This is a genomic window from Amycolatopsis sp. NPDC051102 (assembly GCF_040682815.1).
In the GTDB taxonomy this organism is placed as follows: domain Bacteria; phylum Actinomycetota; class Actinomycetes; order Mycobacteriales; family Pseudonocardiaceae; genus Amycolatopsis.
Map to the genome: position 1 here is coordinate 61912 of NZ_JBFBBT010000018.1, position 12697 is coordinate 74608.

At 72.0% G+C, this 12697-nt stretch carries 12 protein-coding genes; 5 read left to right on the forward strand and 7 right to left on the reverse strand.

The window, feature by feature from the left end; all coding sequences use genetic code 11:
- Positions 1-52 precede the first annotated feature (52 nt).
- Positions 53-1012, reverse strand: a complete 960-nt coding sequence (locus AB0M93_RS35790) for a zinc-binding dehydrogenase (RefSeq protein ID WP_364282222.1) — start codon at positions 1010-1012, stop codon at positions 53-55.
- Positions 1013-1054: 42 nt separating this feature from the next.
- Between AB0M93_RS35790 and AB0M93_RS35795 the strand changes: the two genes are divergently transcribed.
- A complete protein-coding gene (locus AB0M93_RS35795; protein ID WP_364282225.1) occupies positions 1055-1588 on the forward strand; it encodes a QsdR family transcriptional regulator in 534 nt (177 codons plus the stop codon).
- Here AB0M93_RS35795 and AB0M93_RS35800 read toward each other — a convergent pair.
- Together AB0M93_RS35800 and rsmI are read right to left on the reverse strand one after the other, a co-directional pair.
- Positions 1581-2099 (reverse strand): SUKH-3 domain-containing protein, encoded by a 519-nt coding sequence (locus tag AB0M93_RS35800; RefSeq protein ID WP_364282228.1) that lies wholly within the window; start codon positions 2097-2099, stop codon positions 1581-1583. The genes AB0M93_RS35795 and AB0M93_RS35800 overlap by 8 nt on opposite strands.
- A complete protein-coding gene (gene rsmI / locus AB0M93_RS35805; RefSeq protein ID WP_364282231.1) occupies positions 2096-2932 on the reverse strand; it encodes a 16S rRNA (cytidine(1402)-2'-O)-methyltransferase in 837 nt (278 codons plus the stop codon). Before rsmI ends, AB0M93_RS35800 begins: the two co-directional genes overlap by 4 nt.
- Before the next feature lie 67 nt (positions 2933-2999).
- On the opposite strand from rsmI, the gene AB0M93_RS35810 reads away from it, so the two are divergent.
- Positions 3000-4568, forward strand: a complete 1569-nt coding sequence (locus AB0M93_RS35810) for a phospholipid carrier-dependent glycosyltransferase (RefSeq protein WP_364282233.1) — start codon at positions 3000-3002, stop codon at positions 4566-4568.
- Here the strand turns inward: AB0M93_RS35810 and AB0M93_RS35815 are convergent, their stop codons facing one another.
- Entirely contained in the window at positions 4569-5282 is a 714-nt protein-coding gene (locus AB0M93_RS35815; protein ID WP_364282528.1) for a helix-turn-helix transcriptional regulator, read from the reverse strand.
- An 82-nt stretch (positions 5283-5364) separates the two neighbouring features.
- On the opposite strand from AB0M93_RS35815, the gene AB0M93_RS35820 reads away from it, so the two are divergent.
- Positions 5365-5934 (forward strand): class I SAM-dependent methyltransferase, encoded by a 570-nt coding sequence (locus AB0M93_RS35820; RefSeq protein ID WP_364282236.1) that lies wholly within the window; start codon positions 5365-5367, stop codon positions 5932-5934.
- Here the strand turns inward: AB0M93_RS35820 and AB0M93_RS35825 are convergent.
- Positions 5931-7688, reverse strand: coding sequence for a serine/threonine-protein kinase (locus AB0M93_RS35825; protein WP_364282239.1), 1758 nt, complete (start codon positions 7686-7688; stop codon positions 5931-5933). The genes AB0M93_RS35820 and AB0M93_RS35825 overlap by 4 nt on opposite strands.
- A 183-nt stretch (positions 7689-7871) precedes the next feature.
- Between AB0M93_RS35825 and AB0M93_RS35830 the strand changes: the two genes are divergently transcribed.
- Complete coding sequence (locus AB0M93_RS35830) at positions 7872-9743, forward strand: propionyl-CoA synthetase (RefSeq protein ID WP_364282243.1); 1872 nt, start codon at positions 7872-7874, stop codon at positions 9741-9743.
- A 65-nt stretch (positions 9744-9808) separates the two neighbouring features.
- Positions 9809-11374: a beta-N-acetylhexosaminidase gene (locus AB0M93_RS35835; protein WP_364282246.1), complete on the forward strand. Its 1566-nt coding sequence runs from the start codon at positions 9809-9811 to the stop codon at positions 11372-11374.
- Between the two features lie 44 nt (positions 11375-11418).
- Here the strand turns inward: AB0M93_RS35835 and AB0M93_RS35840 are convergent, their stop codons facing one another.
- Together AB0M93_RS35840 and AB0M93_RS35845 are read right to left on the reverse strand one after the other, a co-directional pair.
- On the reverse strand, positions 11419-12009 hold the full coding sequence (locus AB0M93_RS35840; protein WP_364282248.1) for a TetR/AcrR family transcriptional regulator: 591 nt from the start codon (positions 12007-12009) through the stop codon (positions 11419-11421).
- On the reverse strand, positions 11999-12682 hold the full coding sequence (locus AB0M93_RS35845) for an MOSC domain-containing protein (protein WP_364282251.1): 684 nt from the start codon (positions 12680-12682) through the stop codon (positions 11999-12001). Before AB0M93_RS35845 ends, AB0M93_RS35840 begins: the two co-directional genes overlap by 11 nt.
- Positions 12683-12697: the final 15 nt, after the last annotated feature.

A 12697-nucleotide genomic window follows, 5' to 3' on the forward strand; every position in this document is an offset into this window, starting at 1 on the left:
GCCGTGGGTTCGGGCATGGGGGGGTGGCACCCCACATAACCACTCACGACCGCTACTTGCCGGGGTCGAGCAGGAGCTTGCCGACGGTCTTGCGGGAACGCAGGGCCTCGTGCGCGCGCCGGGCGTCCGAGAGGGCGTACTCGCCGCCCGGGATCGCCTTGAGGCGGCGCGCCTGGACCAGGTCGAACAGCTCCGTCAGCGCCGTGCCGAAGACGTTGCCGGGCAGGCGGAACACGTGCGGCAGCCACATGCCGCTGATCGTCGTGCTGTGGCCGAGGATGTTGCGCAGCTCCACCGGCTTCGGGTTCTCGCGGCCCGCCATGCCGTAGAACGCCAGGCGCCCGAACGGCGCGAGCGCGGCGATGCTCCCGTCGGTCGTCGTCCCGCCGACCATGTCGAGGACGACGTCGATGCGGCGGCCGTTGTTCGCCTCGATCAGCGCGGCCGTCATGTCGTCGGCACGCGAATCGATCGCGATGTCGGCGCCGAGTTCGAGAGCGAGGGCGCGCTTCTCCTCGCTGCTCGCGGTGGCGATGACGCGGCCGGCGCCCCACGTCTTGGCCAGCTGCACGGCGACGGTCCCGACCCCGCCGGCGGCGGCGTGCACGACGACCGAATCGCCTTCGGCCAGGTGCGCGTTCTTCCGCAGGAGCACCCAGGCGGTCGTGCCCTGGACCAGCATGGACAGCGCGGTCAGGTCGTCGATGCCGTCGGGCAGCGGGAAGGTGGTGGCGGCCGGCGCGACGGCCTTCTCGGCGTACCCGCCACCGCCGTTGAGCAGCGCGACGACCCGCTTGCCGTCCTGGGTGCGCCCCACGACCTCACCGCCGGGTACGAGCGGCAACTGACTCGGCGCGAGGTAGCTGTTCTCGGCCTGGTGGGTGTCGGCGTAGTTGACGCCGACGCGGTCGACGTCGATGAGGACCTCGCCGGGCCCGGCCACCGGGTCGGGCAGCTCGACCGGCGTGAGCACCTCGGGTCCGCCGAACTCGGTCACCTGCACTGCGCGCATGTCGCGTTCCCTCTCCGTCGTGGTTGTGAGACATTCTGGCATATGTCTCAGGAGTTCGAGGTGGCCCGCGAGTGGTTCCTGTCCGGCCGCCGGCTGGACATGGGCGAGCTGGCGCAGGAGCTGTCGATCAGCCGGGCGACGCTGCACCGCCGCATCGGCAGCCGCGACCGGCTGCTGGGCGAGATCCTGTGGTCCCTGTCCTCGGCCTCGATCGCCCGGCTCTGGCCGGCCTGCGTCGGCCGCGGCGCGGCCGGGGTGGCGGACTTCGTGAGCGGGTACGTCCGCCTGGCGAACGACTCACCCCCGTTCCGCGACTTCCTGCGCCGCGAGCCGGAGCGCGCCCTGCGGCTGCTGACGACGAAGGCGAGCGTGTGCCAGCAGCGGACCACGGAGAAGCTGGTCACGCTGCTGGCCGGGGAGGTCTCGGCGGGCCGGCTGGTCCCGCCGCTGCCGGTGCCGGACCTGGCCTACCTGCTGGTCCGGATCGGCGAGTCGTTCGTCTACACGGACGTGATCACCGGCGACGCTCCGGACGCGGCGAAGGCGCATGCCGCGGTGACGGCGCTGCTCACGTAGTTCCGATCGGCGGCCAAGGCGACGCGCCGGGAGCCAGGACACGCAAGCACGTCAACGGCCGGTGGGCGGTCATGGCGAACACGACGGCCGCCGACACCGATTCGCCGAGCTCCCACAGCCAGCCGAGGCCCGTCGCCACCACCCGGCCGGAGTCCTCGACGAAGACGCTGGACGAGCTGAGCCATTCCCCGAGCGGGTACCAGTTGCCCCCGAGCTCCGAGGCGAGTTCCCGGGCGAGCTCGTGGTGGCCGGCACCGGCTGCGATCGGATCCACGGTCAACGGCTCGTCGTTGGCGAAGTTCGGTCCGGACCGGTTCAGCAGCGGCAAGGTCAGGCCGCCGAAGGAGCGCAGCGCCACCGCCGCGGCCGGGCGCAGGCGGTAGCCCTCCGCCGCCAGCTCGGCCTCCCACGCGGAGGTGTCGACGCGCCGGTCCGGGCGCCACCCGGCGCGTTGCAGCGCACGCAGGACAGGGTCGGGGAAGACGTCGATCCCGCCTTCCGGCCCGCTCACTTGACCCGCGCCGCCAGCACGGCGTCGTAAAGCTCCTTCTTGGACACCCCCGCCGCCTCGGCGACCTCCGCCGCCGCCGACTTCAGCCGCTCTCCCGACGCCACCCGGGCCGACACCTCGTCCACCAGGTCCGCCACGGACACCGCCCTCGGCTCGGCGCCCGACAGCACCACCGTGATCTCGCCGCGAACCCCGTCCGCGGCCCACTCGGCCAGTTCCGCGAGCGAACCCCGCTTCACCTGTTCGTACGTCTTCGTCAGCTCGCGGCACACCGCGGCCTGCCGCGAACCGCCCAAAACCGACGCCGCGTCCGCCAGCAGCGACCCCAACCGGTGCGGGGACTCGAAGAACACCGCCGTCCGGGGCTCGTCGCGCAACGCCCTCAGCCACTTCGTCCGCTCGCCCGGCTTGCGAGGCGCGAACCCCTCGAAACAGAACCGGTCGCACGGCAACCCGGACAACGCGAGCGCCGTCGTCACCGCCGACGGGCCCGGCAGGCACGTCACCGGGAGATCCGCGGCCACGCACGCCGCCACCAGGCGGAAGCCCGGGTCGGACACGCTCGGCATGCCGGCGTCCGTCACCAGGACCACCGTCTCGCCCGCGTGCATCGCTTCGAGCAGCTTCGGCAGGCGTGCCGTCTCGACGTCCTCGTAGAAGCTGACCACCCGGCCGCGCGGGGTCACCTCCAGCGCCGACGTCAGCGAACGCAGCCGCCGGGTGTCCTCGGCCGCGATCACGTCCGCCTCCGCCAGGGCCGTTGCCAGGCGCGGGGAAGCGTCGCGGACGTCGCCGAGCGGGGTGGCGGCGAGGATCAGGCGGCCCGAAGTCACCCCGTCAGCCTAGGCTGATCAGCGGATCCGGACGACGGACGCCCTGTCCCGCCCGTAGGATCTCCCCGTGACCGCCGTGCTGACCCGTCCCGACGACGAAAGCGTCCGGCCGGACCCGGTCGAGGCGCTCCGGCCGCCCACCGACCGCGAACTGACCCTGCTCGGCCGAGGCATGCCGGCCGACCGGCTGCGCGGCTGGGTCGTCACCCTCGTGCTGACCGTGATCGGCGGCATCGTCCGGCTGCAGAGCCTGGGCGTGCCGACCGACAAGGGCAGCCCCGTCTTCGACGAGAAGCACTACGTGCCGCAGGCCTGGCAGGTGCTGCGCAACGGCGGCTACGAGGACAACTACGGCTACGAACTGGTCGTCCACCCGCCGCTGGCGAAGCAGCTGATCGCGATCGGCGAATGGCTGTTCGGCTACAACGGCTGGGGCTGGCGGATCATGCCCGCGCTGGCCGGCACGCTGATCGTGCTGCTGACCGTCCGGATCGCCCGGCGGCTCACCCGCTCGACGCTGCTCGGCGCCATCGCCGGCATCCTGGTGATCAGCGACGGCGTGCTGCACCTGCAGTCCCGGATGGGCATGCTCGACATCTTCATCGCGCTGTTCGTGCTCGCCGCGTTCGCCTGCCTGCTCGTCGACCGCGACCAGGTGCGCGAGCGGCTCGCGACGGCGGTCCGCGAGGGCTGGGTCAACGAGTCGGTGTGGGGTCCCAAGCTCGGCTTCCGCTGGTGGCGGTTCGCGACCGGGCTGATGATCGGGCTCACCTTCGGCGTCAAGTGGTCGGCGCTGTACTACATCGTCGCGTTCGGGCTGCTCACCGTCGGTTTCGACGTCGCGGCGCGGCGCGCGGCCGGCGTCGAACGGCCCTGGCTGGGCACGATCCGCCGCGACGTGCTGCCCGCGCTGTGGGCGATCCTGCTCATCCCGTTCCTGATGTACTTCGCCGCGTACTGGGCCTGGTTCGCCAGCGAAACCGCCACCGACCGGCACTACACCGAGATCAAGGACATCGCGCCGGGCTTCTGGTCGTGGGTGCCGCCGGCGCTGCGCTCGCTCGGCGACTACACGGGCAACGTCCTGCACTTCCACGAAACGCTGGTCACGCCGAAGGACAACCCGCACCCGTGGGAGTCGAAGCCGTGGACGTGGCCGATGGGGCTGCGCCCGATGCTGTACAGCTACAACGGCGACGTCACCGGCTGCGGCGAGGCCCGCTGCATCAGCGCGACGATGCTGATCGGCACGCCGGCGATGTGGTGGCTGGCGATCCCGATGCTCGGCTGGGCGGCGTGGCGCTCGATCTTCCGCGCGGACTGGCGTTACGCGGCCGTGCTGGTCGGCTACCTCGGCGGGTACGTCTTCTGGTTCACCAACATCGACCGCCAGATGTACTTCTTCTACGCGACGCCACTGGCGGCGTTCCTGGTGCTCGGGCTGACGCTGTGCCTCGGCCAGATCCTCGGCAGCGCGCGGCGCGGGTTCGAAAGACGCGGCACCGGTCTGCTCGTCGTTTCGCTGTACGTGGGGCTGGTGGTGGCGAACTTCGCCTGGCTGTGGCCGATCCTGAACGGCATCGCGATCACGAACGGCCAGTGGGAGGCCGAGCGCTGGCTGCCGTCCTGGCGCTAGTTACCCGGCGAAGTAGGCCCCCGGCGTGACCCCGACGGCCCGCCGGAACGCGGCGACGAACGCGCTGGCCGAGCTGTACCCGACGCGGTAGGCCACCGTCTCCAGCGGCGTGCTCTCGGCCAGCAGCGGCAGCGCCGCGCGCAGCCGCACCTGCGTGCGCCACGTCCCGAACGGCATCCGGCACTCGCGGACGAAGATCCGCGCCAGCGTGCGTTCCGCGGCGCCGACGTCACGGCCGAACTCGGCGAGGGTCCGCGGGTCCGCCGGGTTCGCGAGCACGGCCGCCGCCACGTCGAGGGCGCGCGGGTCCGACGGCGACGGCACCACGATCGGCACCACGTCCAGGGGTTCGAGCAGGTCGAAGGCGACGGCTTCGGCACGCAGCCGGGCGGGCGGCGCGACGCCGTCGGCGGTCAGGTACTCCAGCAGCTCACGCAGCAGCGGCCGGACGGCGACCATCCGCGGCTCCGGCCAGGACACCGGCGACTGCGCGGGATCGGCGTAGATGCCGCGCAGCTGCGCCCGCCCGAGCGCGCCGGTGCGGTGGCGGACGCCGGCCGGCACCCAGAGCGCGCGCGTCGGCGGCAGCACCCAGCCCGCGTCCCCCGCCTTGACCGCCACGACCCCGCGGGCCGACCAGACCAGCTGGTGGGCGGGGTGTTCGTGCCACGGGAACCAGGTGCCGGCGGGCACGTCGAACGCGCCGAGCAGCATGGCCCCGGATTGACTGGTTCGCGACATCGGTTGGCAGCATATCGGCTACCGGACACGGCGACGGCTCCCTAACGTCGACGCCATGCCGATGAACCTGATCCACCGCAGGATCTGCAGCTCCGCGAAGTGGGCGGACAAGATCGAAGCACGGCTGACGCCCTGGCTGGCCCGGTTCGGCCTGGGCGACGACGTGCTCGAGATCGGGCCCGGCTTCGGCGCCACGACGAAGGTGCTGCTCGACGTGGTGCCCAGGCTGACGGTCCTGGAGATCGACCCGGCGTCGACCGAGCTGCTGCGGGCGAAGTTCGGCGACCGAGCCGACGTCGTCGAGGGCAGCGGCGCGGAGATGCCGTTCGAGGACGGCCGGTTTTCCGCCGTCACCTGTTTCACGATGCTGCACCACGTACCGACGGCCCGGCTGCAGGACGCGATCTTCGCGGAGGCCGCCCGCGTCCTGCGCCCGGGCGGCACCTACTGCGGCTTCGACGCCCAGCTCAACTTCCGCTTCCGCCTCAAGCACATCGGCGACACGATGAACGTCCTCGACGCGGCCACCCTGCCGGCCCGCCTGGAGAAGGCGGGTTTCGAGCAGGTCGACGTCCAGGTCCGGCCGAAGGAGCTGGTGACCTTCTCGGCCGTCAAGCCCGGTTAGCGGCGGGGCAGCTGGCTGCCGGGCTGGCGGGGCACCACCCTGGTCACCGGGCCGTCCGGGGACTTGCCCGCCCGCGAAAGCCAGCCCTCGACCTCGCGCCGCACCGCGTTCAGCGTCGGGCGGCGGCGCGGCTCCGGGTCCAGGGACGCCGCCAGCAGCCGTGCGTGGGCACTGCGCTGCGGCAGCCGGGACACCGGCTCCGCGCGGGCCGCCGCCATCAACGCCGCCATCGGCGTCTCGCGGGTTCCTCGCGGGGGCTGGCCCGACAGCGCGTAGCTGATCGTCGCGGCCAGCTGCCACGCGTCCGATGCCGGGGACGCCGTCGCGCCCATCGCCTGCTCCGGGGCGACGAAGTCGGGCGTGCCGATCATCATGCCGGTGGCCGTCATCTTCGAGTCGCCCTGGCTGCGGGCGATGCCGAAGTCGATCAGGTGGGCCAGGCCGCTCGGGTCGAGGACGATGTTCGACGGCTTGATGTCGCGGTGCAGGACGCCCTTCTCGTGCGCCGCCGCCAGTGCGCCCGCCATCGTCGCCCACAGGCGGCCCGCCGCGACGTCGTCGAGGGGGCCCTGGCCGTCGACCAGCTCGGCCAGCGGACGGCCTTCGAGGTACTCCATCACCAGCGCGAGGCCGTCCGGCTCCTCGGCCAGGTCGTACACCTTGACGCAGTTCGGGTGGCTGACCACGGCGAGCGCGCGGGCCTCGCGCTGCATGCGCTCGGCCGTGTCGCGGTCCGGCGCGTGCGCGATCTTCAGCGCCACCGTGCGGTTCAGCTGGGTGTCGACGGCCTGCCAGACCGTGCCGAACCCGCCCGCGCCGAGCTGCTTGACGCGGCGGTAGCGGCTGCCGCCGGCGTTGCGCGAGCCGGGCGGCGGCGGGATCGGGCCCGGTGCCGCGGCGAGCGCGCCGAGCGGCGGCGACGGCGGCTCGGGCGCGGAGGCCAGCGCCGTCTTCGGGTACGGCTTGTTGATCGGGGGCGGCGGCGGGGGCGGCGGCGTCGGGCGCGGCTGGACCTGCGACGGCGGCGGCCGGTACGGCTCGGGCTCGCGGCGCGGCGGCGCGTCCGGCCGGTTGATCACCGACCACGGCGGCGGGCCGACCATCGCGACCGGGATCAAGCCCAGCACGCTGAACGGCAGGAAACCGAGCCAGAAGTGCAGGGCGGTGTTCGCTTCCATGCCGACGCTGAACACGAGCATCGCGGCGAACGGGACCCAGAAGAACCGCGACGGCCACTTCGGGCCGCGGCGGAAGGCCGTGCGGCCCTGCAGCATCACGAACAGCAGCGAACCGGCCGGCAGGACGATGAACGCCAGCAGGTAGACGAAGAACGGCATGTCCTTGCCGCTCTGCGACACGAGGACGTCGTACACCGTCTGGCCGCCGCCGAGGTATTCCTTCTGCGTGGTGACCCAGCACGAGCCGCTGGTCAGCGTCGCCGCGGCACCCCTCGGCAGGCCCGACTTCTGATCGGCCCACTCGGCCCGGAAGACGCCCGACACCCCGATGGCCAGCAGCCACGGCATGACCAGCGTGGTGAACAGGCCGATGGCGCCGAACACCGACAACGTCGTGGCGTCGTAGCGGTTGCCGGTGCCCTTGCGGATGATCGACACCGCCAGCGCGCCGATCGGCGGGAGCAGCGCGACGAGCGCGCCGGCCGCACTCGTGGCCCAGACCCAGTCGCCGGGGCAGAAACCCGGGCCGAACAAGGAATGGGCTAGCGAGAGCAACGCGCTCGCGAGTCCGTTCACCGCCGGGCTCCCCTCACTGTCCGTGTTCACTTCGCACCGTCACGCGGTGAATTCCCGCGGTCCAGCTTAGGACGCTCCCGGCCTCCGTGAGGTTGCCGGGTCTTTCCGCCGGGGAATCCGGCGCGACCGCCGCGCCCGCGCCATGATGGGCATCGGCGGAAGGTCCGACGCGAAGGAGCGGGAATGGGCGCGTACTCGGAAGCCTACCGGCGCAGCCTGGCCGAGCCGGAAGCGTTCTGGCTGGCCGCGGCCGAGTCGATCACCTGGACGAAGGCGCCGGAACGGGCGCTGGACGACGCGAACCCGCCCTTCTACCGGTGGTTCCCGGACGCCGAGCTGAACACCTCGTACAACGCGCTCGACCGGCACGTCGAGGCCGGCCGGGGCGGCCAGGCCGCGCTGATCTGGGACTCTCCCGTGACCGGACGGCAACGCACCTACACCTACGAAGAGCTGCGGGACACCGTCGCGCGCTTCGCCGGCGCGCTGTGCTCACTGGGGGTCACGAAGGGTGACCGGGTGATCGTCTACCTGCCGATGGTGCCGGAGGCCGCGATCGCCATGCTGGCCTGCGCGCGGATCGGCGCGGTGCACTCGGTCGTCTTCGGCGGGTTCGCGCCGAAGGAGCTGGCCGCCCGGATCGAGGATGCGAAGCCGAAGGTCATCCTGGCGGCGTCCTGCGGCATCGAGCCGACGCGGGTGGTCGAGTACCAGCCGATCATCCAGGCCGCGCTCCGGATGACCGAGCACCAGCCAGAGCACGTCGTCGTGCTGCAACGCGAGCAGGCGCCGGCCGTGCTGACCGGCCGCGAGCTCGACTGGCGCGAACTGGCGGTGAACGCCGATCCGGCCGACCCGGTGCCGGTCGCGGCCACCGATCCGCTCTACATCCTCTACACGTCCGGGACGACCGGGAAGCCGAAGGGCGTCGTGCGCGACACCGGCGGCCACGCCGTCGCACTCGCCTACTCGATGGACGCGGTCTACGACGTCCACGCCGGCGACGTCTGGTGGACGGCGTCCGACGTCGGCTGGGTCGTCGGGCACTCCTACATCGTGTACGCGCCCCTGCTGGTCGGCGCCACGACGGTGATGTACGAGGGCAAGCCCGTCGGCACGCCCGACGCGGGCGCGTTCTGGCGGGTCATCGCCGAGCACGGCGTCCAGGCGCTGTTCACCGCGCCGACCGCGCTGCGGGCCGTCAAGAAGGTCGATCCGGACGCCCGCGAGCTGGCGAAGCACGACCTCGGGGCGTTCCGGACGCTGTTCATGGCGGGCGAGCGGCTCGACCCGGAGACCTACCACTGGGCGCACGAGAAGCTCGGCGTCCCGGTGGTCGACCACTGGTGGCAGACCGAAACGGGCTGGCCGATCGCCGCCAACCCGCGCGGCCTGGAACCGATGGACGTCAAGGCCGGGTCCGCGACCAAGCCGGTCCCGGGCTGGGACGTCCGGATCCTCGACCAGGCGGGCGAGGAACTGCCGGCCGGGCGCGAAGGCGCCATCACGGTCAAGCTGCCGCTGCCGCCGGGCTCCCTGCCGACGCTGTGGGGCGCCGACGAGCGGTACCGCGAGGCCTACCTCTCGCGCTACGACGGCTTCTACCTGACCGGCGACTCCGGCTACTTCGACGAGGACGGCTACCTGTTCGTCATGGGCCGGACCGACGACGTCATCAACGTCGCCGGGCACCGGCTGTCCACCGGGTCGATGGAGGCCGTGCTGGCCTCGCACCCGGCGGTCGCCGAGTGCGCCGTGATCGGCGTGGCCGACCAGCTCAAGGGCCAGCTGCCGCGCGGGTTCGTCGTCCTGAAGGCGGGCGCGGACACCCCGCCGGAGCAGCTGCGCGAGGAGCTCGTGGCGCTGGTCCGCCGGGACATCGGGCCGGTCGCAGCCTTCCGCGATGTGTCCATTGTGGACGCGCTGCCGAAGACGCGGTCCGGCAAGATCCTCCGCAAGACGATGCGCGCGATCGCCGACGGCCGCGAGGAGGCCGTGCCCTCCACGATCGAGGACCCGAGTGTGCTGGAAGCGATCCGGCAGGCCCTTCGTTAAGGACTGTTCCAAATGCTCCGGCTGGTCTGTACCTTTGGAGGGAGTCCCCGACCGGAGGTGCCCCGATGCACTTGTCCAGAGCCGTCCTCACCGCGGCTGTCGTGAGTCTCGCGGCGGTCGCCGTACCCGCCGCGGCGGTGGCGGCGCCGGCCGCCCCCGAACGGAGCGTGACCGACGTCGTCCCGGTGCCCGTCTCGGCGAAGGCGGATCCGCACGGCGGCTTCCGGCTGTCGCCGTCGACCGTGATCACTGCCGACCGCGGCGCCGGCCAGGTCGCGGACTACCTGCGCGGCCTGCTCCGCCCGGCCACCGGCTACCCGCTGCCGGTCGTGCCGCGCGCCGCCGGGCTCCCCGCGATCGCCCTGCGGCTGGGCCACGACGCGCGGATCGGCACCGAGGGTTACCAGCTGAAGGTCGCGCGCGACGGCGTCACCTTGACGGCCAACACCGCCGACGGGCTCTTCGAAGGCGTGCAGTCGCTGCGGCAGCTGCTGCCGTCGGCGATCGAGGCGAAGCGGGTGCAGCACCGGACGTGGACCGTCGCCGGCGGCACGATCCTCGACTACCCGCGCTTCGGCGAGCGCGGCGCGATGCTCGACGTCGCCCGGCACTTCTTCGGCCCTGATCAGGTCAAGCTGTACATCGACCAGATCGCCCAGTACAAGGTCAACACGCTGCACCTGCACCTGGCCGACGACCAGGGCTGGCGCATCGAGATCAAGAGCTGGCCGAAGCTGGCGATCGTCGGCGGCAGGACCGCCGTCGACGGCGACCCGGGCGGCTACTACACGCAGGCGCAGTACAAGGACATCGTCGCGTACGCGGCTTCGCGGCACATCACCGTGATCCCGGAGATCGACATGCCGGGTCACACGAACGCGGCCCAGTCGACGTACGCGGAGCTGAACTGCGACGGCAAGGCCGTGCCGGTGCGCACGGACACCGAGGTCGGCTACAGCTCGCTGTGCATCTCTTCGCCGATCACGTACAAGTTCGTCGAGGACGTCGTCCGCGAGCTGGCGGCCATCACCCCCGGCCCGTACCTGCACATCGGCGGCGACGAGGCCCACTCCACCGCGCCCGCGGACTACATCGCCTTCGAGAAGAAGGTGCAGCCGATCGTCGCGAAGTACGGCAAGAAGGTCACCGGCTGGCACGAGATCGCGAAGTCGGACCCGCCCGCGTCGGCTGTCCCGCAGTACTGGGACTTCGGCGGCGACAACCCGAGTGTCGCGGCCGCTGCGGCGCACGGCAGCAAGATCCTGATGTCACCGGCGAACTACGCGTACCTGGACATGAAGTACACCGAGTCGACGCCGCTGGGCCAGGACTGGGCCGCGCTGGTCGAGGTCCGCGACGGCTACAACTGGGATCCGGCGACGCTGGTGAACGGCGTCGGCGAGAGCCAGGTCGCAGGTGTCGAGGCCCCGCTGTGGACGGAGACGATCCGGACCAGCAACGACATCGAGTACATGGCGTTCCCGCGGCTGCCGGGCATCGCCGAGATCGGCTGGTCCCCTCGGAGCACCCACAACTGGGACGCTTACCGGCTCCGGCTGGCGAAGCAGGCGCCGCGCTGGGTGCTGCAGGGCATCGACTTCTACCGCTCCCCGCAGGTCGACTGGAAGTGAACCCGGTCGTGAGTGGTAAGGCGCGTTAGAACGCGCCTTACCACTCACGACAGTCTTGCGCCGATGGCTCGTCTGGCCAGGGCGTACGCCTGGGTTCCGCCGTTCAGCACCGCGTCGGCGTTGGCCGCGCGGCCCAGGGCGTGCAGCTCGAAGGCCAAGACTTCCGGATCCGCCTCGATGTGCCCGAGCGCCACCGCCTCGCGAGCCGACTCGCGGATGAACTCCGCGAACGAGCCGCTCGCCACCGCCACCGCGTCGTGCACGCGGCCCGGGCGCGCGTCGAACTCCGCGCCGACGTTGAAGAAGAAGCACCCGCCCGGGAAGATCCGCCGTTCCGAGTAGTCGAGCCAGTTCTCGCAGATCGCGCGCAGCCTCGGCAGGCCCGGCGCCACGTCGAGCGACGGCGTCACGACGTGCGAGCGGAAGATCTCCAGCGCGGCTTCGATCGTCGCGAGCTGCAGTTCCTCCTTCGAACCGAACAGCGCGAACACGCCGCTCTTGCTCAGCTCCAACTCGGTGGCCAGCCGGCCGAGGGACAGCCCGTCGAGGCCGTCGACCGACGCGACGTCCACCGCCCGGCGCAGCACCAGGCGGCGGGTCGCGGCACCGCGGGCGAGCCGGCCGTCAACCGGCACGCCGAGCCCGCCAGCGGTCCACAGTGGACCTCACCCCCGCGCCCCAGGACGCCGAGAGCGCCGGAGCCGAGAGGACGCGGTCGGCGAAGTCCAGCGCCGCTTCGACCTTCTTCTCCGGCAGCTGCCCGTAGTTCGCGAAGGACACGACGTACACCTCGGCGATCGTCGGCCCGTCCGCGCGCTCCACGAGCTCGACCGCCCCCGACGTCGGAACCGTGCCCGGCCGCAGCACACGCAGGTACCAGCCGCTGCGGCCGGAGCCGATCATCAGCGGGGTGACGTCCTTGCGGCCGGTCTTCATGGCCAGCTTGAAGCACGGCGACCGCGGCTGCGAGACCTGCACGAGCGCGTCGCCCCAGGCCCAGACGTCCCCGATCCGGACGTCGTCCTCGGTAACGCCGCTCAGCGAGACGTTCTCGCCGAAATCGGCCACGTCGGCCTCGAAGCCGTCCTCGCGCCAAGCCGGGTAGTGCTCGGCGGGGTAGACGTAAACCGCTTTGTCGACCCCGCCGTGCACGGTCAGGTCGGCCTGCCGGTCACCGTCGAGGTTCAGCTCGGTCAGCTTCAGCTCCGGCGCGCTGACCCGCGCCTTGGTGATGGCGCTGAGCACCGGCTGGTCCCGCCGGTGCCCCAGGACGCTCGGTTCCCCCACGTAAACGCTGTCGACGTGCATGCCTCCGAAGGTAGC

Coding starts and splice junctions, on each gene's coding strand:
- AB0M93_RS35790 (WP_364282222.1), bottom strand. CDS start 1,012: ATGCGCGCAGTGCAGGTGACCGAGTTCGGCGGACCCGAGGTGCTCACG.
- AB0M93_RS35795 (WP_364282225.1), top strand. CDS start 1,055: ATGTCTCAGGAGTTCGAGGTGGCCCGCGAGTGGTTCCTGTCCGGCCGC.
- AB0M93_RS35815 (WP_364282528.1), bottom strand. CDS start 5,282: ATGCTGCTCGGCGCGTTCGACGTGCCCGCCGGCACCTGGTTCCCGTGG.
- AB0M93_RS35820 (WP_364282236.1), top strand. CDS start 5,365: ATGCCGATGAACCTGATCCACCGCAGGATCTGCAGCTCCGCGAAGTGG.
- AB0M93_RS35830 (WP_364282243.1), top strand. CDS start 7,872: ATGGGCGCGTACTCGGAAGCCTACCGGCGCAGCCTGGCCGAGCCGGAA.
- AB0M93_RS35835 (WP_364282246.1), top strand. CDS start 9,809: ATGCACTTGTCCAGAGCCGTCCTCACCGCGGCTGTCGTGAGTCTCGCG.
- AB0M93_RS35845 (WP_364282251.1), bottom strand. CDS start 12,682: ATGCACGTCGACAGCGTTTACGTGGGGGAACCGAGCGTCCTGGGGCAC.